Source organism: Providencia sp. PROV182 (assembly GCF_028480325.1).
Taxonomy (GTDB): Bacteria; Pseudomonadota; Gammaproteobacteria; order Enterobacterales; family Enterobacteriaceae; genus Providencia; species Providencia hangzhouensis.
Genome location: NZ_JAMPOL010000001.1, coordinates 178971 through 201247, shown reverse-complemented (window position 1 = coordinate 201247; position 22277 = coordinate 178971). Strand labels below are relative to the sequence as shown.

The following is a 22277-nucleotide window of genomic DNA, read 5'->3' as shown; positions in this document are numbered from 1 at the left end:
TCAGCCATAGGTTATGATTTAATTATCTAATAATACAATGAGGCTCACACATGCAAGATTGGAACCCAGACTTGTACCTACAATTTAAGCGGGAAAGAACTCGTCCATCATACGACTTACTCAGTCATATTCATGTCTCTAACGCATGTAATTTAACTGATTTAGGTTGTGGGCCCGGTAATTCAACTCAGATACTTCGTGAAATGTATCCATTAGCAAGAATAATGGGAGTTGATAATTCTCCCGCTATGTTAGTTGAAGCGAGAAAGAATCTTCCTGATTGCCAGTTTACAGAAGCGAACATCGCAACCTGGGTTCCTGAAACCAAGCAGGACCTTATATTTGCCAATGCATCCTTACAATGGTTACCTGATCACAAGGTATTATTTCCTCACCTAGTTAACCAACTACAAAGTGGCGGTATTTTAGCCATTCAGATGCCAAATAATTGGAATGAACCCACGCATGCTTTAATGCGCAAAGTAGCCAATGAGCAATCCATTTCTGCGGTATATAGAACAGCACTTTTATCAATAACTGAATATTATGATTTGCTTTCAGCTACTACCTGCTCTGTTGATATATGGCAAACAACTTATTACCATGTCATGCCATCTATTGGTTCAATCATTGATTGGTTAAGAGCAACAGGGTTAAGGCCTTACCTTGAAAACTTAAATGAAAAGCAAAAAGAGCAATTTCTCGCACGTTATCATGAATTATTAACAAAAACTTACCCAAAACAAGATAATGGCTATATTTTAATGCCATTTCCTCGATTATTTATCATTGCTAAAAAGCTTAACTAGCTAGTATAGAAACTTTTCCTAAGGATGGGGTAATCTAGCAAGATAATAAACTGTTATGCTGTTAACTTATAACTATCTTCGATTAACTCTTTGAGTTCACTATCGGTAAGGCTCCCTGGTAGCTTTATCGTAATCCAATGCTCTTTATTCATATGATATGCCGGATAAATATCGTCTTTTAACCGCAATGAGCCAATGAGTTCAGGGGGAGCTTTAAGGTTGACGATATTAACCATCTCTTCATTTTTATTTGTATCTAATTTATTTGATGAAATGCGCATAATAACTGCAAACCATTTTGCGTTATTTCTTCTCCTAAAAACAATATACTCAGGGAACTTCCCCCAAGGGGTCTCAGGATCCACGCCATAATTATGCTGAATATAATCAACCAATTCACTTCGGTTCATGTTATCACTCCAGTTCATTAATGAGCTTCACCCATATCAGCCATCCTCACTATTGCATTTCTTCTAGTTCACTACCTTTTTTTTCAAAAAGCGTGACTTCGGGTTACACAGTATCTGCATATAGTTATACGTTATATATTACTAAAAAGCAGTATAGCTGTATGAATTCCAACATTGTATCCCTCAAGAAATAGTTTCATACTGAAACATAAAGTGAAAATTTAACCTCCATAATTAATCTCCTCAAGTATATAAAATCACTGCCGATACTCTAAATAATTGCGGCTAGATTTAATATAAGCACATTATTATTTACGATAAAATCAGCACATAAGAAAATTTTCCAGATTGTTTTATCACTAGTAAACCAGTTATATTGTAACAAAATATTTCAATTGATAATATTTTATTTCAAAAATGATACAACATTGTAAATAATAATATTATTATATGTATAAATTAAATAAGAAAAATCGAATGTAAATACAAAATAAATAAAATACTAAACAATAAGCATAATTTAATCATTGAAGTTAATATTCAAGATACCATAAAAAATGAAACCAAAAATACTCTTATTGCGTGTATTCGCAATTGCCACTTCATTTGTCTTGTAATATTTTAAAAACAAGAAATATCAAATTAATTGTTATTTATCATGAAATTAAGCCTAAACAAAAATAAAATCAAACGATTGATTTTTTCGCATCAATCGTTTATACCGATGAAAAATATTCCATCAAGCGTTATAAACGATTGTACTTAATATTATTATTTGACTAATTTTTATCTCAGAAAATTCTTACTCACTATAGAGGTTAATATGGATCGTGCTATTTTAAATAGCAAAGTAAACATCTTAATTGGAAATTATTTACGACAAAAACGCATTGAAAATGACCTGACAGGAGAAGACATAAGCAAATTACTTCATGTCAGCCAACAGCAGGTTTCACGCTACGAAAATGGTATTAATACTATATCATTCAGCCTAATTTTACTATTTTTAATAAAATTAAATATTAGTGTCGAATCCTTCTTTGTTTCTTTATTAAAAGAATTAGAGAGTGATGGCGAAATTATTAATTTAGGATTGCGTTTATATTCAAATTCATTGCCACGTAGAAATCAATACCTTTATCTGTAAATAAATTTAAATAAAATACTGCGCTAACACCAATATAATAGATAGAAAGATAATAATGAAAAAAACCACACAAAGAAATAAGAACCTTGGTGAATATATAAGAAACATTAGAGTAAATAAAAAAATATCAACTCATGAAATGGCAGATAGTCTAAATATTACAGACAGCCATTATAACGAATATGAAAGTGGAAATACTTCAATTTATGCAGATCATCTAATAATCATATCTAAAATATTTAATATACATATAAACGTATTTTTAAATGTTTATCTGAGAAATTAAACAATATCTCCCGCGTTAGAAGGCTTGCTCCTGCTAGCCTTTTAACCTTCCTCCCATAATTTTCTCTATTCTTAGACTTGAAACTAAGCCATTAAGTTGAGTAAAACTTAGGATTCATCTTCTGGCACTAAACTAACCATAAACAGAACTCATGGTGCTGCTCTGTTCGAGGAACAGACATTGCTAACAGCATTCTATGTGAATGAACGGTGGAGCATGCCAAAGTTAAAAAAGGAATTTGATGAAGTAAATCACACTTTATTGTACTGTACATACCCATATTTAAATTGTGTGTTAACATTAACCCTGTAAATACCTTTCAACTCAACCCGAGGCTTTGATGCTGGAGAATGTAATCATCCGATAATCAGTTTATCGACCTTTTCAGGCCGAACTGATTATCAATGCGCCGAAATCGAATGCGAACACCGCAGTGTGTTTGCGAGTTTTGCACATGATGATTAAACAGGTTTTCCAGTATGAATTTATCCCGTCAGGAACAACGTACCTTACACGTTCTCGCTAAAGGTGGTCGTATCGCGCACGTCCGCGATGCGTCTGGTCGCATCACCGCCGTTGAATGCTACACCCGTGAAGGGCTGCTGCTCACCGACTGCACCCTCTCCACTTTCAAAAAACTCAAAGCCAAAAAACTTATCAAGTCCGTCAACGGTCAGCCGTACCGCATCAACACCACCGGGCTGAATAATGTTCGTGCACAGCTTGATAACCGCTAAGGAGAGCATAATGGATATCAATACCCTTATAGGTCGCTCTATTTCATCATGATGACGTTTGGGGAACGGAATGTGTTCAGCACAGCGGATGCGTGCGCCATCATCAGCCGCTGCGCACTACGGCTGGAGTCTGGTGGTCGGCTGCTCACTGAAGTCCATACTTTCGAAAAAGTTAAACGTCAGGGAATGACTGAAGCAAACGGTCATACCACCCGTTTCGGCTGCCAAATGACGACCTGGCGTGATGACGAGTACGTAGCTTGCTCGATAATGTCGGATTTACCCTGCTTCCTCCTCCTGAAAGCGACGACTGGCCAGTCAGCGAGACATTTGAAGAGAAGCTATTTGCTCTTCTGGCTGAAAAAGCAAAAAACTTAGAGGAACTTCCTCTTAATACTCAACACAATAAAAGGAATTCAGCATTGGATATCCCACGTATTTTTACCATAAGTGAAAGCGAACATCGCATCCACAACCCGTTCACCGAAGAGAAGTACGCCACGCTGGGCCGTGTACTACGCATGAAGCCAGATACTCGCATTCTTGACCTTGGCAGTGGCTCGGGGGAAATGCTTTGTACCTGGGCCCGGGATCACGCCATTATCGGTGTCGGTATCGACATGAGCCAGTTGTTCAGCGAACAGGCTAAACGCCGCGCGGAAGAACTCGGCGTCAACAGCCGGGTTCAGTTCATACATAACGACGCCACTGGGTATGTTGCAGAGGAGAAATTCGACGTTGTCGCCTGCATCGGGGCGACATGGATTGCTGGTGGGTTTGCTGGGACCGTCGGGCTGCTGGCTCAGAGCTTGAAGCCGGGCGGATTCATGCTTATCGGCGAACCCTACTGGCGTCAGCTACCAGCAGCGGAAGAGATAGCTCAGGCCTGTGGCGTTAACGCAATAGCTGATTTCCTGACGTTACCTGAACTTATCCGCGCTTTCGACGGCCTCGGCTATGACGTAGTGGAAATGGTGCTGGCAGACCAAGAAGGCTGGGACCGGTATGAGGCCGCGAAATGGCTGACCATGCGCCGCTGGTTGGAAGCTAACCCTGACGACGACTTTGCCGCAGAAGTCAGGGCCGAGCTAACGGTTTCGCCGAAACGTCACGTGACTTACACGCGGGAATACTTTGGCTGGGGTGCGTTTGCGCTCATCGCCAGGTAACAACAGACTCCCGGTATTTTTTGGAAATACCGGGGCTTCTTCTTTACATTGAACAAATGTATTGATCTGTTCCCTATAAACTGGATTACAAAGGATACAAGCTATGTCTATTGTTAAGGCAGAGCAGAAAATTATATTCAATTTGGCTCTGTGTCCCAGTTGTGTCAGGCCAAAAAGCAAAGTCCATATTGTTTGTGTTTCACAGCTCTTCTCCCTGCTTTCTTTTATTTATTCAGCAATACATTTAAAACGCTCAGCCCATTTCTTAGCTTTTAACCATTGGCAATTTATCAAAGTTTGTTGTGTAAGCAGGCGATAACATTTCTCTTTTCATTTTGTATCCGCTATCGCCGCCCTTACTAGCAAACCACACTTTACCCTGCCCGCTCTTATTAATGGCATCTAATGTTTTCATTAGCTCATCATTATTACGAAATGGTTTTTGTGTTGAAAACATATCAAACTGAGTAATATCTGAATCGGTAAAATCAGATAGTATGATGCCTGCTTTATAATACCGGTAACCGTCACGCCAAATAGTATTTAACCCACGCATTGCTGCATTGATAATATCCCTGGTATCACTGCTGGGGTATACTGATGGAATCAATTGAGTATTGGCTTGACGCACTTTCACAGTTAACTTCGTTGCTACCTTCAACTGATTGGGTTGTAAATATTGAAGACAGCCCTGCCAGTTGGGTCAATGATCGCTGGGTAATGCAATGAAATTAGCCCAAGGACGGGCTAGACAGAAATTAACACTAACTATTTATCTTACTACTTAAAGCACTCAGATTTTGCTTTATCGTACACCTCGGCCCACTCTTTTCTATCTAAAGTCGGTGTGTTTAGTACAATCGCGGTTACCTGCCAACCTGCATAGCCATCCTCGTATGCAAGTAAACCAGTTACATAAGGACTATTATAGGTGAATGACATTTCATCTGATGTGTTGTTCTCGTTGTCTTTTTCTTTATAGCGGGTTGTGAGCTCAGCCCGTACATTTTTAAAATCCTCATCAATAGTTTTTTTATCTTTTGATGATTTGCTATAGCTAACCTCGTTCAATCCTATGAACTTATCGCCTGATCTTGGAGTAAAGAACCCTAATTCATACACCCAACTGCCTGTGTATTCTTCATCAGCCTTAATTAGTCTTAACTGGCTTATTGGGCAACTAACTTCCTCACTAACAATGATGTAATTGCCAGAAATACTTTCTTTGACTTCATCTACCGATGTTTGCCATTTAAACCCGAATGGAGCGGTATCTTTATTATTTTCAGCAACAGAACCAAAGCACGTCATCATTAGCAAACTAGCAACTACGTATCCTTTCATCTCACCATCCCATCAATTAGTTTCAGTAATGTTAGCCTAGCGAGGATGCAAATTGAAGCAAAGCACACTTTCAGATTATGTATTTAAGTGATATTTTATTTTCACCAATTTAATAAGGATGACTGTATGGGCGTTGAATTTCATATTACTCGTGCTGAATGCTGGTTTGATAGTGAAAGCAATCCAATCAGTAGCGATGAGTGGCTAGCTCTTGTTGAGCAAGACCCAGAGCTAAAAATAAATGCTATTAACGGTGAATTTAATGCAATATGGCTCGGAAATAGCACCTATGATGAGCCTTGGCTTGAGTGGGATAACGGTAGAGTTTATACCACATGGCCTGAAACTGCCCTCTATATAAAAATGCTAGAAATCGCCAAAAAACTACATGCTAAAGTAATGGATGATGAATGTGGTATTTATGATAAACCCGAGTCTTGGATATATCCTTAATCGATGCTCATAACAAAAAAACTGCCGAAGCAACCATGTTATCAACTAAACGCTTACAAGTACGTATGTTGCCATGTTTTTCAAACGCACCATATAGAAGTGCTTTCTGTCGATTAATACTTGCCGCCATATCTGGCACTACATCATCTTCTGTAATTTCAGGCCGTTTATTAGCGCCAACACTCGCAATGCTGACAAATGAGCTAAACGAAGCTAGACCTAAAAGCAATACCACCAATCCCTTTTTCATACATCACCATATTTAAGTTAAGTACGTAAATTCTAGGATAGATGCAGAGTTCAGGCAATAAAAACCGCTGAATTAGGCCAGCTAGACTTGTCATTTTTAAAGCATAAGAAAATATGATATTTTGCGCCCTACCAAAACACTAAAATATTAATTATTCTCTGAGACTTCTAATGAAAAAACTTTTACTTCTCCTACTAATCCCTATGCCACTTTTTGCTCAAAATTACCTTTGGGGTGGGAATTCTGTGCATGAATATAGTCAAGCAAGGGAGCGTCTAATGAATGACACTCTGTTAGATGCTAACGATGTTGTTAAATCGGGTATGTACTCGGGCTATATTGCGGGAACATTTGACCTTGGTTCAGGCATTCTTTTCTGCCCACCACGTAGTGTTACTTTGAACCAAGCTATGGATGTTGCGGCCAAGCACCTAAAAAATTCACCTGAAGCTCGTAACAAGCAAGCAAGTCATCAGGTAGTGGATTCATTTATTAGTGCATGGCCATGCCCGAAGAAATAAGGTCTGTGGGTGAGGCCCCTCTACTTAGGCAATAAAAAACCCACCGAAGTGGGTTTAGCTGTTAATACATTAGTCAATATTGTAAATTCTATTTTTGCTGATAATGTTTACTATATGATGGCAAGAGTCCATTGATAACTTCCTAGGCTCCCATTTAGCGATATCCGCTTGAGATAAGCCTTCTGCACTCCACGGGATTATACCGTTGTACCCACAGCCAGCCTTTGATAGCACATCAATGAATTTTTTTTGGATGGTATCATAGATCCTTACTTCACCAATACTGGTCATGCCAGACACCCACAACGAACCACCACCTATAGTTTGTAAGTTATCACATACTATATATTCATGCTTCAGTAACAAGCACTTATAAACATTACGAGCTACGCCACCAGCCTGATAATCATCAAGAATAGCCACGCCCCTAATTTGCTTGCCTGTCTTTATCGCTGAACCATCAAAAAAAGTGAAGTCATTATAAGCAACACGCCCAATTAAAGTATCATCTTCTTCCGCGTGCATTCCTAACTCAAGCAGCTCACCAATGATATGTTCATCAGAAAATCGGTGACTTCTCAAAAACTCAGCATGGTCTGCATAAAAACCTTCAGTAGTACAACCTAATGCGACAATTTTAGAGTAATAATGAAACTCGCTGCCAGTAAGAGCGTATTCCGTGATTTTTAGTAAATCGCCCTCAACAGTAAGATAATGGAAAGACTCTATCTCATCTTCTCTTTCACATTCTGGCTTTCTATTCAGATCCTTTGAGTAACTACTGGTAAAGTTTGGAGCCATTCCATTCTCACTATCTTATTAATGGACAGACAACTTCTGATAATTTGACATGTAACCAAGAATTGAAGATTTAATTTTTTCAATCACATCAGTTATGCTTTGATTTAGTTCTGGATATTGCGTGCTAGGGTCAACGACTATATTAATCTTTTTTTGGCGATATGATAACTCAGCAAAAGGAACAATTTCATATTCATCGCTTTTGTTATCATTTTCGATAGTAACAATAAACAACTGTCTATTCGGATCCTTTCTCATACTAAGGCGACGAACAGAGAAAAACTTTTCAGTATTATCATCAAAAAATGTATTAACAAGTTCTGTTGCATGGCTAATTGTTTGTACAGATCTGGTATGTTCAGTTCTCATATAGCCCCCCTTGTTAGTTTAGATTAATGACATTTTGACGGGTAATTAAGCAATATGCTTAAGATAGCTGCGATCATATTAAAGTGTTTAAGCTAACTTAACAAGCCCAGTTGTATGTCATATAGACATTTATAAGCGTTTATAAGAGTCTATAAGCGTCTTGAACATGGTGGTTCAGCTTTCGCTCTATTTTTATGGATCAATTCTAAAACTTTTGACTCCATCAGTTGAATATCATTAAATACGGCCGCTTTATTTTTGATGTTAAGCAAATCCATAACCTGAAATGGCAAGAGGATAAGCATCAATGATTCATCCTTAAATCATTGATGCTTTATGTTCAGCTATTCCATTAGCAGTAGTTCTTAGCCTTTTTTGAAACTAGGCTTGCCATTTTTAGCCCGCCATTCTTTGACTGTTTTTAAAATTCCGACTGGAGAATCATCGGCTCCATCCTCTGGGTAGTAAATAAGATCACTTCCGCTTGGATGCTCTGTTACTTTTTCAAAGTGAGTCACAAACTTAATTTGTTCTTCCTCACTTGCTGTATCTGCATTACAAATAATTGTTAATAACTTTAAAAATTCAGATTCTGTATAATCAGTAATATTATTTTTTAGTTCCATTCTTATTTACCTCTATGGATATCAATATGTCTTTTCGGGGTCGTAACTCTTAAATTGTCCATGTTATAGACTTCTCCCCCTTCACTAATTGGGTTGTCATGGTGCAACTCATGTACCTTTCTACCACCAACTTGATCTTTTTTCCTAGCAAAAGGCGAGTATCCTTTAGAAACAAGAGTTTTATTATTCTTACTAAGGTTTTTAATCAATTCTGGAAATTTTGATATCTCATCCCAGATGGCCTTCCTGAACTCATCAAAACTGTTGAATTTCTTACCTCGTAATTTATTAGCTACTTGCTCAGGAATAGGAGCACCATTTTCTTTACTGGCATCATTAAGCCATTTATCGCTAACTTTTTTGCCTTTTCCTGTAGCAGTGCCAGGCTTTTTACGCTTCGCTTTCTTTTCTTTAGCTTCGGCTTTTTTCTTTTTCTCTAAAGCTATGCCCAGCTTTCTCTCTGCTTCTTTAATTGCTTTTTCAGCGTCTAAAAGTCGCTCTTTTGCTAATGTGAAACGCTCTACAATAGACTCATAAATTTCCGGATCATCAATTAGAACTTCAGGTTCGCTACCATCATCAGTCTCATATCCATATACGCTAGCAATACTCAAAATGTTAATAACATAATCTTCAGGATTACGATTGAGTAAATATGACAATGCTTTTTGATTATCAATTTTTTCAATATATTCAATACCAAATACGCTAGAAATTACCTGACTTGACTGTTTAATTTGTAAAGGATTTTTACTCACATCAGTTAAAGCACCGCCTTCCGGAGAGCTTTTAGTTTTATCGAGTTCTCTTTTTGCTGTCTGAGTGTCCGAGCATCTACATCTGCTTGTGATAACTCGCTACTTGCTTGCTTCCAATCTAATTCTGCAGCTTCAGCTGGATATAAAGCACGCCAATCTCGGTTAGCTTCCTCAATCAGTTGTTTTTCTTGTGCAGTCGTTGGATTCTTCGATATTGAAATATAAATTGGCGCATGATCGCCACCAAAATCAACAATCCCCTGATATATCTCAGACGTTACACTCGGAATAACCGATTCTGGCTTAACATTGTCATAAGACGGTGTTTTAAACGATGCACTCGGCTTTTTATCCGTCATTTCAATCTGTAATGCCGGTTTACCTGGTGCAATTTCAACAGAATAAATGCGGGTTAACATGGCCAGAAAGATCAGCACCTTCATTTCATGAACAACGTTCTTTATCGGAAAGACTCTATCGAGAACAAGGTATCAATATCCAGAAACTTCTTGGCCATAAGAGCCAAGCGATGGCTGATAAATATAATGATGACTGAGGGAAAAATTGGCAGGTTTTAGCTTTAAAATAACGATTATTTTGTAGCCTGTTTTGCAGTGGTTTTGCAGAAGAATTTTTCTAGGCAAAATAAAACGGGAGTTTTTAGGCTCCCGTTATTAATCACACTACGTAATAAATTACATGTGTTTAATGATTGCGTCACCGAATTCGCTACATTTCAGTAATTTAGCGCCTTCTAATTGACGTTCGAAGTCATAGGTTACAGTCTTAGCTTCGATTGCGCCTTCCATACCTTTAACGATTAGGTCAGCCGCTTCAGTCCAACCCATGTGGCGCAGCATCATCTCAGCAGAAAGGATGATAGAGCCTGGGTTAACTTTGTCTTGGCCTGCATATTTAGGTGCAGTACCATGCGTTGCTTCAAATAATGCGCATTCAGAACCAATATTCGCACCTGGTGCAATACCGATACCACCGACTTGTGCTGCTAATGCATCAGAAATGTAGTCACCATTTAGGTTCATACACGCGATAACATCATATTCAGCTGGGCGCAGCAGGATTTGTTGTAAGAAAGCATCTGCAATAACATCTTTAACAATGATATCTTTGCCTGTTTTAGGGTTTTTAATTTTAACCCATGGGCCGCCATCTAATAATTCACCGCCGAATTCCTCTTGTGCTAATTGGTATCCCCAATCTTTAAATGCACCTTCAGTGAATTTCATAATGTTACCTTTATGAACTAAAGTCACTGAATCACGGCCGTTATCAATAGCATATTCAATTGCTGCACGAACTAAACGCTTTGTGCCTTCTTCTGAACAAGGTTTAATACCAATACCACAGTCTTGTGGGAAACGGATTTTAGTCACACCCATTTCATCTTTCAGGAATTTAATAACTTTGTCTGCTTCTGCACTACCCGCTTTCCACTCAATACCCGCATAGATATCTTCAGAGTTTTCACGGAAAATAACCATATCCGTCAATTCGGGTTGTTTAACTGGGCTTGGCGTGCCTTTGTAGTAGCGAACAGGACGTAAACAGATATACAGGTCAAGTTGTTGACGTAGTGCAACGTTCAAGGAACGAATACCACCACCAACAGGAGTTGTTAAAGGACCTTTAATTGAAACACGGTAATCACGGATTAAATCGAGGGTTTCTTCTGGTAACCAAACATCTTTACCATAAATTTGTGTAGATTTTTCACCGGTGTAAACTTCCATCCAAGAAATTTTGCGCTCACCGTTGTAGGCTTTTTTAACTGCCGCATCAACCACTTTTAACATTGCTGGTGTAACATCGATACCAATGCCGTCACCTTCGATATAAGGGATAATTGGGTTGTTCGGAACGTTTAGCTTGCCTTTTGCATCAATGGTAATTTTAGCGCCTTCTGCCGGAACTACTACTTTGCTTTCCATTAACCTCTCCTTTCACTTGCGTATTTTGCTTGTTAATTTTTTGTAAGAGACGTGTCAATACTACTTCAATCTGCGTCGAACGCCAATGATTACTCATCTAAGCTTCAATGCCGATCGCATTTAACGTACTGTTTTATCTTGTAAGTTAATCAAATAACTATTTATAAACACTGTTAAATCAATAAATTAATTTAAGCATTCCATTATTAGAAATAAATCAAACCACGACGAAAAGTTGTCAACGACGCATTTGAGCGAATGACTTAACTTTTGTTAAAATAATTTCCTAACAACAAATAATACTAGCAAGTTAACTCAAATTAAAAACACGTTCCGCTCACACTATCGTCATCCAAACAAACTCATATGTACTTATTTTTAAATGAAAAATTGTTTTTATTGATTTAAATGTTTTTAAAGTTGTTAATTAAATATTACATCACCATGAAAAATACGTTCTAGGATCAAACCGCTAAATCTCCTACACTAGATGGAATAAATCGCCATAAATTAAAACCAATAAATTCTCATTGAATGACCATGAACAGACCGAACAAAAAATCAGTTCCGAAAAAAAATCGTTACTCGCCAACCTCTACTGCGTTAAAGCATAGAGCTAAGCGGATTTCGGTTAGTTCGCAAACACCAACTAAAATCATTTTATTTAACAAACCCTTTGATGTTTTACCTCAATTTACTGATGAACAAGGCCGCGATACATTAAAAAAATATATTCCAATCACCGATGTATACGCAGCAGGACGCCTTGATAGGGACAGTGAAGGCTTATTAATTTTAACTAATGATGGAAAACTACAGGCCCGTTTAACGCAACCACAGAAAAAAACAGGGAAAATATACTATGCTCAAGTAGAGGGTATTCCCAGCGAAGATGCATTGCTAAAATTTCGGCGAGGATTAACATTAAATGATGGTCCAACGCTCCCCGCAGGGATCGAACTAGTTGATGAACCAGAATGGCTATGGCAAAGAAACCCGCCTATACGGGAACGTAAAAATATCCCGACCAGTTGGTTAAAAATCACCTTATATGAAGGACGTAATCGGCAAGTCCGTCGTATGACGGCAAATATAGGTTTTCCAACACTTAGGCTAATTCGCTATCAGATTGGTGAATTTAATTTGGGAAATCTTTCAGTTGGCGAATGGAAGGAGATAACTGTTGTTTAAACCTAATGTGACTGTAGCAACTGTTGTGCATGCTCAAGGCAAATTTTTAGTCGTGGAAGAGTGGATAAACGACAAACCCACTTGGAATCAACCCGCTGGGCACTTAGAAGCTGGTGAGACGATTTTGCAAGCCGCCGAACGTGAATTACTAGAAGAAACTGGAATCAAAGCCACACCAACACAATTAATTAAAATTCACCAATGGATTGCCCCAGATAAAACCCAGTTTATCCGCTTTTTGTTCGCCGTAGAACTTGAATCCATTTGTGAAACACAGCCACAAGACAGTGATATTAGCGAATGCCACTGGCTGACCGCCAAAGAAATTTTAGATAGCAACTGCCTGCGTTCACCATTAGTGGCTGAAAGTTTACGCTGTTTTCTCACAGGAAAACATTATCCTCTCGACATCTTAACTGCTTACGGCGATCATTATCGCTAAGCACTAAACTTCTGCTTGGTGAAGATTTCACCAAGCAATAATATTCCCCTCTAACTCTGGTGTAATGCGGGAACAACATGCTAAAGTATGGGGCTTGATTTTTCCGCAGTGAGATATTTCCATGTCAAATAATAGTACCATGTCAGATAACAGCCAAAAAAAAGTCATCGTCGGTATGTCCGGTGGTGTTGACTCCTCTGTATCCGCTTACTTGCTACAGCAACAAGGGTATCAGGTTGCTGGTCTGTTTATGAAGAATTGGGAAGAAGATGACGACACAGAATATTGCTCAGCTGCGGCTGACCTTGCCGATGCGCAAGCCGTGTGTGACAAACTGGGTATTGAACTTCATACCATTAATTTCGCTGCTGAATATTGGGACAATGTCTTCGAACATTTTTTAACTGAATATAAAGCTGGTCGCACACCGAACCCAGATATTCTCTGCAACAAAGAAATCAAATTTAAAGCTTTCTTAGAATTTGCTGCTGAAGATTTAGGCGCAGATTACATTGCCACTGGTCATTATGTACGTCGCCGTGATATCGATGGTAAAAGCCAATTATTACGTGGCTTAGATGGCAACAAAGACCAAAGTTATTTTTTATATACCCTGAGTCACGAGCAAGTCGCTAAAAGCCTTTTTCCAGTTGGTGAGCTCGAAAAACCTGAAGTACGCCGTATTGCCGAAGAAATTGGCTTAGTTACTGCGAAAAAAAAGGACTCCACAGGGATTTGTTTCATTGGTGAGCGTAAGTTTCGCGACTTTTTAGGCCGCTACTTACCTGCTCAACCCGGCCCTATCGTCACTGTCGATGGCGAAACAATTGGTCAACATGAAGGTTTGATGTACCACACCTTAGGTCAGCGTAAAGGTTTAGGTATCGGTGGTACAAAAGAGGGCTCTGAAGAACCTTGGTATGTTGTCGATAAAGACGTTGAAAATAATATTCTTATCGTTGCTCAAGGCCATGAACACCCTAGGTTAATGTCTGTTGGGTTAATTGCTCAGCAATTACATTGGGTTGACCGTAAAACAATGACTGAACCACTACGTTGTGTAGTAAAAACACGTTATCGTCAAGCGGATATCCCTTGTACAATAACCCCATTAAGTGATGATCGCATTGAAGTTGCATTTGACTACCCAGTCGCGGCTGTCACTCCAGGTCAATCCGCCGTATTTTATATCGATGAAGTCTGTCTCGGTGGCGGTATTATTGAAGCCCGTATTCAGGAGTAAATGTGGCAAAAAACTATTACGACATTACGCTTGCTTTAGCGGGTATCTGCCAAGCAAGCGCGATGGTTCAAAAACTCGCACATGAAGGTGTTTGTCTCGAGAAAGACACTGAAACCATGGTCAATTGCCTCACCAATATGAATCCAAAATCAACTTTGGATGTATTTGGTAATGATGCCGAAAATTTAAAGACTGGTCTCAATGCCATGTTAGGCATGTTAACAGGCGGTAACAGTGGTTTATCCGCTGAAATGACACGTTATATGTTAAGTATTATGGTACTTGAGCGCCGTCTTAATAAAAATCAAGAAGCGATGAACCAACTTGGTCAACGTATTGAGCAATTTGAGCGCCAAGCTGACTATTTTGAACCGCTCTCTGAAGGTGTGTTTAACGCACTTGCGGGTATTTACGTCGACGTGGTCAGCCCTGCTGGGCCTCGAATTCAAGTCACTGGTTCCCCAGACATTCTCAAAAATACACTCGTTCAAGCAAAAGTTAGAGCCACTTTGCTCGCAGGTATTCGCTGCGCAGTGCTTTGGCAACAAGTTGGTGGAAGTCGTATCCAACTCATGTTCTCTCGCAATCGTCTGGCTAATCAGGCGAAAGATATTTTGTCTCACCTTTAAATCTGGAGTTGCTACCAATGGAATTATCCTCACTGACCGCTGTATCCCCGATTGACGGCCGTTACGGTGATAAAGTCAGCGCGTTACGCACTATTTTTAGTGAGTTTGGTTTACTGAAATTTCGCGTACAAGTTGAAGTTCGCTGGCTACAAAAACTGGCTGCAACCGCTCAAATCAAAGAAGTTCCTTCATTTGACGCTGACGCAATCGCTTACTTAGATGAAATTGTCGCGAACTTCTGTGAAAAAGACGCAATGCGTATCAAAGAAATTGAACGCACAACCAACCATGATGTGAAAGCTGTAGAATATTTCCTAAAAGAAAAAGTAGCCAACATCCCTGCTCTTCATGCAGTTTCTGAATTTATCCACTTCGCTTGTACTTCAGAAGATATTAATAACCTTTCGCACGCATTAATGCTGAAAACTGCTCGCGAAGAAGTATTACTGCCACAATGGCGTCAAATTATTGATAAAATCAAAACAATGGCTCATGAGTACCGCAATTTGCCGTTGCTATCGCGTACTCACGGCCAACCTGCAACGCCTTCCACCATTGGTAAAGAGTTTGCCAACGTTGCTTATCGTTTGGAACGCCAATTCCGTCAGCTGCAACAAGTTGAAATTTTAGGTAAAATCAATGGCGCAGTTGGTAACTATAATGCACACATGGTCGCTTACCCTGAAGTTAACTGGCACGAATTTAGCGAAACCTTCGTTACGTCTTTAGGCATCCAATGGAACCCATTCACCACGCAAATTGAACCTCATGATTATATTGCTGAGTTATTTGATTGTGTCGCTCGTTTTAACACTATCGTGTTAGATTTCGACCGTGATATTTGGGGCTACATCGCATTAAATCACTTCAAACAAAAAACAATCGCTGGTGAAATTGGCTCTTCTACCATGCCACACAAAGTGAACCCGATTGATTTTGAAAACTCTGAAGGTAACTTAGGGTTAGCAAATGCCGTCTTAGGTCATTTAGCGAGCAAGCTCCCTGTTTCTCGCTGGCAGCGTGACTTAACGGACTCGACTGTATTACGTAATCTCGGTGTCGGCCTAGGTTATGCATTGATTGCTTATCAATCAACCATGAAAGGCTTAAACAAATTAGAAGTTAATGAACAGCATTTACTGGATGAATTAGACCAAAACTGGGAAGTATTAGCTGAGCCTATTCAAACTGTAATGCGCCGCTATGGTATTGAAAAACCATATGAAAAACTCAAAGAATTGACCCGTGGCAAACGCGTTACCGCTGAAGGGATGAAACAATTTATTGATGGTTTAGATTTGCCAGAACACGAAAAATCGCGGTTAAAAGAAATGACGCCGGCTAACTATATCGGTTACGCTGTCACTTTTATTGATGAACTAAAATAGTCTCAATATTTTCAAAATGGGCGGCTTCTAAGTCGCCCTTTTTACTTAATCTTTTCGATTTTTTCTCGTATTAGTGATACTAATATCACACCGCTAAATCAGTTCTTACTTTAACATATCGTTCTATTATTAATTGGTTAGTTGCACTATCCGAACTATTTATTACCTATATATGTATTATAAACTAAGGCGGCTATAGATAATGGAACTATTCGTTTTCAAAGTCGTTATCACGCCACTTTTATTACTAACAGCAAGCCTTGCTGCTCGCCGATGGGGTGAATCCATTGGCGGCCTTATTGTCGGCTTACCGTTGACCTCTGGCCCTATCTCTTTTTTCCTTGCTCTCGAATATGGCACAGAATTTGCCACGCAAGCAACTTTAGGCTCATTATCAGCAACGGCTGCGCAGGCTTGTTTTGCGGTCGTGTTTTATTTTTTAGTTGCATATGGCTGTTGCAAAGCTCTCATTATAGCGACACTCACATTTAGTGTGACCGCTTATATTTTACAAGTCAGTCAGCTTTCTCAATCAATGTTATTCATCATTGATATCCTAATTATGATGATAGCAATGATTTTTATACCTAATGTACCCGTGAATTTTAAAAAACTATCTCCTCCCAGATGGGATTTGCCAGCGAGAATGTTATTAATTGCCGTGCTGGTGGTGGGGGTGACTTTAATTGCGCCATTTATTGGTGCAGGAGCAAGTGGTGTTTTAGCCTCATATCCTTTTATGGCGTCAATATTAGCTGTATTTTCATATATTATGATAAACGCGCAAGCAGCTCAGCGAGTTATGAGAGGACTCGTAGCGGGGCTATTCAGCTTTGCGGTTTTCTTCTATAGTTTAAGCCTCGTGTTACCTAAATTTAATTTGTTCGCTGCCTATACCATAGCAATTATCTGCGCGTTAATTGTTCAATTCATCTCTTTACGTTATATTCAACGTGTTCCTAAAAAGAATTAATGCATTGATTATTAAGAATTCTAAATTTTATTTGCAGACAAAAATATAACTAGGTCATATTCATTTTTTTATCAACTATATTTCTTCACATATTTACACAATCAACACCTCATATCTGCGCCTTAGTGAAAATAAACTATTTTTCCGGTTCGTTTGATTTATATTTACTTAATCTCTTGTCGTTATTCAGAACTCTTTTTACCATAGCGTTACTAGTGCTACTATTTGAATCAGTTGTAGCTATCTCTTTTCAATGTGAGGGTTTCCGATGCGTATTCTTATTGTCGAAGACAATGCGTTACTTCGCCACCATTTAACCGTACAGCTTAAAGATCTGGGTCATCAGGTTGACTCCGCTGAAGACGCAAAAGAAGCTGACTATTTTTTACACGAAAGTTGTCCAGATATCGCGGTTGTCGATTTGGGCTTACCTGATGAAGACGGGCTTTCCATGATAAAACGCTGGCGTGGTGAGCACGTCAATATTCCACTTTTAGTATTGACGGCTCGGGAGAGTTGGCAAGAAAAAGTACAAGCGCTAAACAGTGGTGCAGATGACTACGTGACGAAACCTTTCCAGCTAGAAGAGCTGGTCGCCCGTATGCAAGCTTTAATGCGCAGAAATAGCGGTCTCGCTTCACAAGTTCTCGAATTAGGTAATTTCGTTATTGACCTCTCACGTAAAGAATTTACAGTTAATGGTGAAACCGTCAAATTAACGGCTTTTGAATACACCATTATTGAAACACTGCTCCGCAATAATGGAAAAGTGGTTAGCAAAGACTCGCTAATGCGCCAGCTTTATCCAGATGCCGAACTTAGAGAAAGTCATACTATCGATGTTTTAATGGGCCGATTACGCAAAAAAATTCAACAATTCCATAGTGATGATGTAATTGTTACTGTACGCGGTCAAGGCTATCGTTTTGATGTGAATGGCTAATATGTGGCTAAGTAAATTTAAGTTCAAACCCCTTTCGCTACGAGCACGTTTTCTTTGTGCAACATCAGCGGTAATCTTAGCGCTCACTTTATCCTATGGTATTGTTGCGATTTTGGGGTATTTAATTAGTTTTGATAAAACGACTTACACCTTATTACGTAGCCAAAGTAACTTAATTTATAGCCTAGCCCAATGGCAAAATAATAAAATTGACATCCGAGTCCCACCAAATTTTACTTTGAATAACCCAACTTTGGTTATTATTTATGATGAACAAGGGCTTGTGCTATGGCGCCAACGTGATGTGCCTAGCGTTGAACGGCTGATCCGTAATGATTGGCTAAAAAAAGAGGGCTTATATGAAATTGATACGGATATTCGTGAAACCCGCCAACTCCTAGACGATAACCCCGAATTCAATACAAAGTTAGATGACATGGATAACGATGACGAACCGCTGACTCATTCCGTGTCCGTCAACCAATATGCAGCAAGTGAAAACCTGCCCCCACTCACCATAGTCGTTGTAGATACTCTACCACAAGACTTACAAAATACCGGGTTAGTTTGGGAGTGGTTTGGTTATGTTTTGCTGGCTAATTTAATCTTAGTCATCCCGTTATTATGGCTAGCTGCTTATTGGAGTCTACGGCCAATTAAATCATTAGTATCACAACTCAGTAGCCTAGAAAAAGGTGAACGGGATACTCTGGATGAGAACCCACCGTATGAGCTTCGCGGCCTAGTACGCAACCTTAATATTTTGTTAACGAATGAACGAAAACGCTACAGTAAATATCGCACCACACTTTCTGATTTAACACACAGTTTAAAGACACCTTTAGCTGTTTTACAGTCAACATTGCGGCTACTTCGTTCAGGCAAACAAATGAACATTGAACAAGCAGAGCCTATCATGCTTGAACAAATTGGCCGTATTTCTCAACAGGTGGGTTATTATTTACACCGCGCATCAACGCAAGGTGATGAAAACATGATGCTACGTGAAATTTCATCTGTCCCATCAATACTAGATAGCCTTGCAAGTGCCCTACATAAAGTTTATCAGCACAAAGGGGTTTCTATAACGGTTAATGTTTCTCCTGAAACAACATGGCTGGGTCAACCCAATGATTTTATGGAAGTGATGGGTAATATCATGGAAAATGCGTGTAAGTATTGCCTTGAATTTGTTGAAGTTAGTGCTGTTGTAGGTGCTGATAGCTTAACATTAGTTGTCGATGATGACGGCCCAGGGGTGCCTGAAAGCAAACGTAGTTTGATCTTCGTTCGAGGGCAACGCGCAGACACCCTTCGCCCAGGTCAAGGTTTAGGCTTATCTATTGCAGTGGATATTATCGACCAATATGACGGGGAAATCATAATTAGTGACAGCCCTCTTGGCGGAGCGCGTTTATCCGTCACATTTAGGCAGCAATCTATGATTGAAGATAGTTAATCTGTGATATGTGTCCGTTTACCCCCTATTTTACAAACCATTTCCGGTATACTATTTGTGAAGTGTTTTATGAAAAGTAATTTAGGGTAACTGATTGGTTTACTCTCAAGATAAACCTTTACTATATGTTTCTCATAAAGTTTATTTAACATCATACCATTACACATATAGGTCATTTTGTAGTATTGAGACCGGGTATATTGCAATAAACTGATTAGCTATATTTAGCAGCTCCAAGGGACAATAAGATGGATTACAAACTAAATCTCGACTGGCAAAGTTTCCTCGACAGTCACTGGCAGAAGCGCCCACTGCTTATCAAAAAAGGGTTTGCAAATTTTATTGACCCTATCTCGCCTGACGAACTTGCAGGTTTGGCGATGGAAGATGAGGTTGATAGCCGTTTAGTTAGCCATAAAGAAGGGATTTGGCAAGTTGGCCATGGCCCATTTGAAAGCTATGACCATCTCGGTGAAGAAAATTGGTCTATTTTAGTTCAGGCTGTTGACCATTGGCATCACCCAAGCTCTGCGTTGATGAAACCATTCCGTGTACTTTCAGACTGGCGAATGGACGATTTAATGATCTCCTACTCGGTCCCCGGCGGTGGTGTAGGTCCTCACCTCGACCAATACGATGTATTTATTATTCAAGGTGAAGGCCGCCGTCGTTGGCGCGTGGGCGAAAAAATCCCAATGAAACAACATTGCCCGCACCCTGACTTACTGCAAGTACAACCTTTCGATGCCATCATAGACGAAGAAATGGAACCCGGCGATATTTTGTACATTCCACCTGGGTTCCCACATGAAGGCTACGCCATTGAACCTTCATTAAATTACTCGGTTGGCTTTCGTGCACCAAATACTCGTGAATTAATCAGTAGCTTTGCCGATCACTTAATTTCTAACGATTTAGGCAGCTACCGCTATAGTGACCCTGATTTATCATTCCGTGATAACCCCGCGGAGATCTTGCAAGGTGAACAAATTAAGCTGCGTGAGATGATGGAATCACTCATTAATGACCCTGAGCTCTTTCGCAAATGGTTAGGTGAGTTTATCTCCCAATCACGCCACGAGTTAGACATTGCGCCACCTGAACCGCCTTATGAGCAAGAAGAAATCTATGATTTGCTAAAAACTCAGCAAGAAACCTTATACAAATTAAATGGTCTCAGAGCATTACGCGTTGGCGACCAATTTTTTGTTAATGGTGAATGCTTGGAAACTGAGTGTTATGAGGCCGCTGATAGTTTATGCCGCTATGATGCCGTTAATAGCGAAAATTTAGCTGATGCCATTGATGATGTTAATTTCATCGCACTGCTTACTGCGCTCGTTAATAATGGATATTGGTATTTTGATGATTAATCGGTACTGATAATATTAAATTTATATTTGTGAAAAAGGCCCATTCATTATGGGTCTTTTATTAAAAATAATATTATTAGTATGATATGGCAGCGCCCTCCTGACCATCAATTGAAAACCGCTGACTACAATTAACACATCATTATTAATAACTAAATTATTTATTTTAATATATATTATATCCCGCTAGCACCTACTCGCAATATGTCCCCTTCTTGCCCGTAAGCACGCAAAGATAAAGCACATTATTTGATTCAATTTTAAACTGTTTTGACTTCACCGTCGCCAGTCACGCACAGCGTTAATTGTCCCTTTTAAAGATGATAACAACATGAACATAGAAACTCTTTTGGCTTTATCATTGTTTTCCTTTGTGACATCCATAACTCCAGGCCCAAATAATATTATGTTACTTGCTTCAGGTATTAATTTTGGATTTAGAAAAACATTACCTCATTCATTTGGAGTATCAATTGGTTTTCTTATTATGTTAGTGGCAGTAGGGCTAGGGGTGGGCGCATTGATTCAATCATCCCCTATGGTTTATTCGATATTAAAATATTTTGGAATTATTTATTTGTTCTGGCTTGCATGGAAAACCACTATTAGCCATTCAATTGCACAGACAAATAACCAAGAAATTAAACCACTAACTTTCTTAGAAGCAGCATTATTTCAATGGATAAATCCTAAAGCCTGGATGATGGCAGTCTCTGGAATGGCGATGTATACCAATACAATTTCACCTTATTTATCAATGTTGCAAGTCGCTGTCATATTTGCAGCCATCAATTGGCCATGTGTTGCTATCTGGGCTATGTTTGGTAGTAAATTAAGAGAAAGGCTAAAACAACCTAAGACATTAAAGCGGTTTAATTTAGTCATGGGAGTTTTACTGGCACTTAGTGGTATTTCTGTATTATTTCAATAACAACAGTAAGAGTGCTGACAAACATATTATGTTTGGCGACAAGTCGAATAGGTTTTGAAAATAAATTAGGAAAATC

General features: G+C 39.2%; 27 protein-coding genes and 2 pseudogenes. 19 read left to right on the top strand and 10 right to left on the bottom strand.

Annotated features, from left to right (window positions below; all coding sequences use genetic code 11):
* Nucleotides 1–50 precede the first annotated feature (50 nt).
* Complete coding sequence (tam, locus tag PR834_RS00975; protein ID WP_262960343.1) at nt 51–809, top strand: trans-aconitate 2-methyltransferase; 759 nt, start codon at nt 51–53, stop codon at nt 807–809.
* Between the two features lie 53 nt (nt 810–862).
* Here the strand turns inward: tam and PR834_RS00970 are convergent, their stop codons facing one another.
* Entirely contained in the window at nt 863–1219 is a 357-nt protein-coding gene (locus PR834_RS00970; protein WP_165119709.1) for an MmcQ/YjbR family DNA-binding protein, read from the bottom strand.
* An 823-nt stretch (nt 1220–2042) separates the two neighbouring features.
* Here PR834_RS00970 and PR834_RS00965 point away from each other — a divergent pair.
* From PR834_RS00965 to PR834_RS00950, 4 genes and pseudogenes are all read left to right on the top strand, one after another.
* Nucleotides 2043–2366: a helix-turn-helix domain-containing protein gene (locus PR834_RS00965; RefSeq protein ID WP_004253408.1), complete on the top strand. Its 324-nt coding sequence runs from the start codon at nt 2043–2045 to the stop codon at nt 2364–2366.
* A 55-nt stretch (nt 2367–2421) separates the two neighbouring features.
* The gene (locus PR834_RS00960) at nt 2422–2652 is read left to right on the top strand and encodes a helix-turn-helix domain-containing protein (RefSeq protein ID WP_096863878.1); all 231 of its coding nucleotides are present in this window, start codon (nt 2422–2424) and stop codon (nt 2650–2652) included.
* Between the two features lie 479 nt (nt 2653–3131).
* Nucleotides 3132–3389 (top strand): YjhX family toxin, encoded by a 258-nt coding sequence (locus tag PR834_RS00955; protein ID WP_071585852.1) that lies wholly within the window; start codon nt 3132–3134, stop codon nt 3387–3389.
* 21 nt (nt 3390–3410) lie between these two features.
* Nucleotides 3411–4558, top strand: a pseudogene (locus PR834_RS00950) (SAM-dependent methyltransferase); the annotation flags it as partial.
* 265 nt (nt 4559–4823) lie between these two features.
* Here the strand turns inward: PR834_RS00950 and PR834_RS00945 are convergent.
* Nucleotides 4824–5189 carry a DUF4113 domain-containing protein gene (locus tag PR834_RS00945; RefSeq protein WP_336298116.1) on the bottom strand — a complete coding sequence of 122 codons (366 nt, stop codon included), beginning with the start codon at nt 5187–5189 and terminating at the stop codon, nt 4824–4826.
* On the opposite strand from PR834_RS00945, the gene PR834_RS00940 reads away from it, so the two are divergent.
* The gene (locus tag PR834_RS00940) at nt 5159–5287 is read left to right on the top strand and encodes a hypothetical protein (protein ID WP_257474425.1); all 129 of its coding nucleotides are present in this window, start codon (nt 5159–5161) and stop codon (nt 5285–5287) included. The two genes, PR834_RS00945 and PR834_RS00940, sit on opposite strands and share 31 nt — an antisense overlap.
* A 51-nt stretch (nt 5288–5338) precedes the next feature.
* Here the strand turns inward: PR834_RS00940 and PR834_RS00935 are convergent, their stop codons facing one another.
* Nucleotides 5339–5902: a hypothetical protein gene (locus PR834_RS00935; RefSeq protein WP_136135172.1), complete on the bottom strand. Its 564-nt coding sequence runs from the start codon at nt 5900–5902 to the stop codon at nt 5339–5341.
* A 126-nt stretch (nt 5903–6028) separates the two neighbouring features.
* Here PR834_RS00935 and PR834_RS00930 point away from each other — a divergent pair, with 126 nt between their 5' ends.
* The gene (locus PR834_RS00930; RefSeq protein WP_136135173.1) at nt 6029–6355 is read left to right on the top strand and encodes a hypothetical protein; all 327 of its coding nucleotides are present in this window, start codon (nt 6029–6031) and stop codon (nt 6353–6355) included.
* Nucleotides 6356–6362: 7 nt separating this feature from the next.
* On the opposite strand, the gene PR834_RS00925 is transcribed toward PR834_RS00930, so the two are convergent.
* Nucleotides 6363–6605 carry a hypothetical protein gene (locus PR834_RS00925; protein WP_196731917.1) on the bottom strand — a complete coding sequence of 81 codons (243 nt, stop codon included), beginning with the start codon at nt 6603–6605 and terminating at the stop codon, nt 6363–6365.
* Between the two features lie 278 nt (nt 6606–6883).
* Between PR834_RS00925 and PR834_RS00920 the strand changes: the two genes are divergently transcribed.
* The gene (locus PR834_RS00920; protein WP_036957627.1) at nt 6884–7126 is read left to right on the top strand and encodes a Rap1a/Tai family immunity protein; all 243 of its coding nucleotides are present in this window, start codon (nt 6884–6886) and stop codon (nt 7124–7126) included.
* Between the two features lie 69 nt (nt 7127–7195).
* On the opposite strand, the gene PR834_RS00915 is transcribed toward PR834_RS00920, so the two are convergent.
* The 5 genes from PR834_RS00915 to PR834_RS00895 form a co-directional block, all read right to left on the bottom strand.
* Nucleotides 7196–7927 (bottom strand): hypothetical protein, encoded by a 732-nt coding sequence (locus tag PR834_RS00915; RefSeq protein WP_136135175.1) that lies wholly within the window; start codon nt 7925–7927, stop codon nt 7196–7198.
* A gap of 18 nt (nt 7928–7945) precedes the next feature.
* Nucleotides 7946–8296, bottom strand: coding sequence for a hypothetical protein (locus tag PR834_RS00910; protein ID WP_004253374.1), 351 nt, complete (start codon nt 8294–8296; stop codon nt 7946–7948).
* 365 nt (nt 8297–8661) lie between these two features.
* Nucleotides 8662–8922, bottom strand: a complete 261-nt coding sequence (locus PR834_RS00905) for a bacteriocin immunity protein (RefSeq protein ID WP_094960452.1) — start codon at nt 8920–8922, stop codon at nt 8662–8664.
* Nucleotides 8923–8924: 2 nt separating this feature from the next.
* Nucleotides 8925–9680 carry an HNH endonuclease signature motif containing protein gene (locus tag PR834_RS00900; protein ID WP_180312629.1) on the bottom strand — a complete coding sequence of 252 codons (756 nt, stop codon included), beginning with the start codon at nt 9678–9680 and terminating at the stop codon, nt 8925–8927.
* Nucleotides 9681–9685: 5 nt separating this feature from the next.
* Complete coding sequence (locus tag PR834_RS00895) at nt 9686–10039, bottom strand: colicin-like bacteriocin tRNase domain-containing protein (protein WP_231137162.1); 354 nt, start codon at nt 10037–10039, stop codon at nt 9686–9688.
* Between the two features lie 38 nt (nt 10040–10077).
* On the opposite strand from PR834_RS00895, the pseudogene PR834_RS00890 reads away from it, so the two are divergent.
* Nucleotides 10078–10236: pseudogene (locus PR834_RS00890) on the top strand (integrase); the annotation flags it as partial.
* 139 nt (nt 10237–10375) lie between these two features.
* Here PR834_RS00890 and icd read toward each other — a convergent pair.
* The gene (icd, locus tag PR834_RS00885) at nt 10376–11629 is read right to left on the bottom strand and encodes an NADP-dependent isocitrate dehydrogenase (protein ID WP_004253371.1); all 1254 of its coding nucleotides are present in this window, start codon (nt 11627–11629) and stop codon (nt 10376–10378) included.
* A gap of 540 nt (nt 11630–12169) precedes the next feature.
* Between icd and rluE the strand changes: the two genes are divergently transcribed.
* From rluE to PR834_RS00835, 10 genes are all read left to right on the top strand, one after another.
* Complete coding sequence (rluE, locus tag PR834_RS00880) at nt 12170–12820, top strand: 23S rRNA pseudouridine(2457) synthase RluE (RefSeq protein WP_141395901.1); 651 nt, start codon at nt 12170–12172, stop codon at nt 12818–12820.
* Nucleotides 12813–13262, top strand: a complete 450-nt coding sequence (locus PR834_RS00875; protein WP_110591826.1) for an NUDIX hydrolase — start codon at nt 12813–12815, stop codon at nt 13260–13262. The genes rluE and PR834_RS00875 overlap by 8 nt, the downstream gene beginning before the upstream one ends.
* 139 nt (nt 13263–13401) lie before the next feature.
* Entirely contained in the window at nt 13402–14505 is a 1104-nt protein-coding gene (gene mnmA, locus PR834_RS00870) for a tRNA 2-thiouridine(34) synthase MnmA (RefSeq protein ID WP_140172584.1), read from the top strand.
* A 2-nt stretch (nt 14506–14507) separates the two neighbouring features.
* On the top strand, nt 14508–15134 hold the full coding sequence (gene hflD / locus PR834_RS00865; RefSeq protein ID WP_004253359.1) for a high frequency lysogenization protein HflD: 627 nt from the start codon (nt 14508–14510) through the stop codon (nt 15132–15134).
* A gap of 17 nt (nt 15135–15151) precedes the next feature.
* The gene (gene purB / locus PR834_RS00860) at nt 15152–16522 is read left to right on the top strand and encodes an adenylosuccinate lyase (protein ID WP_004253356.1); all 1371 of its coding nucleotides are present in this window, start codon (nt 15152–15154) and stop codon (nt 16520–16522) included.
* A 202-nt stretch (nt 16523–16724) separates the two neighbouring features.
* Nucleotides 16725–17495 carry a hypothetical protein gene (locus tag PR834_RS00855; RefSeq protein ID WP_004253353.1) on the top strand — a complete coding sequence of 257 codons (771 nt, stop codon included), beginning with the start codon at nt 16725–16727 and terminating at the stop codon, nt 17493–17495.
* A gap of 268 nt (nt 17496–17763) precedes the next feature.
* The gene (phoP, locus tag PR834_RS00850) at nt 17764–18438 is read left to right on the top strand and encodes a two-component system response regulator PhoP (RefSeq protein ID WP_004253350.1); all 675 of its coding nucleotides are present in this window, start codon (nt 17764–17766) and stop codon (nt 18436–18438) included.
* Nucleotide 18439: 1 nt separating this feature from the next.
* Entirely contained in the window at nt 18440–19897 is a 1458-nt protein-coding gene (gene phoQ, locus PR834_RS00845) for a two-component system sensor histidine kinase PhoQ (RefSeq protein WP_172412197.1), read from the top strand.
* A gap of 248 nt (nt 19898–20145) precedes the next feature.
* Nucleotides 20146–21270, top strand: coding sequence for a ribosomal protein uL16 3-hydroxylase (locus PR834_RS00840; protein ID WP_004253337.1), 1125 nt, complete (start codon nt 20146–20148; stop codon nt 21268–21270).
* A 331-nt stretch (nt 21271–21601) separates the two neighbouring features.
* The gene (locus PR834_RS00835) at nt 21602–22201 is read left to right on the top strand and encodes a LysE family translocator (RefSeq protein WP_004253335.1); all 600 of its coding nucleotides are present in this window, start codon (nt 21602–21604) and stop codon (nt 22199–22201) included.
* Nucleotides 22202–22277 lie beyond the last annotated feature (76 nt).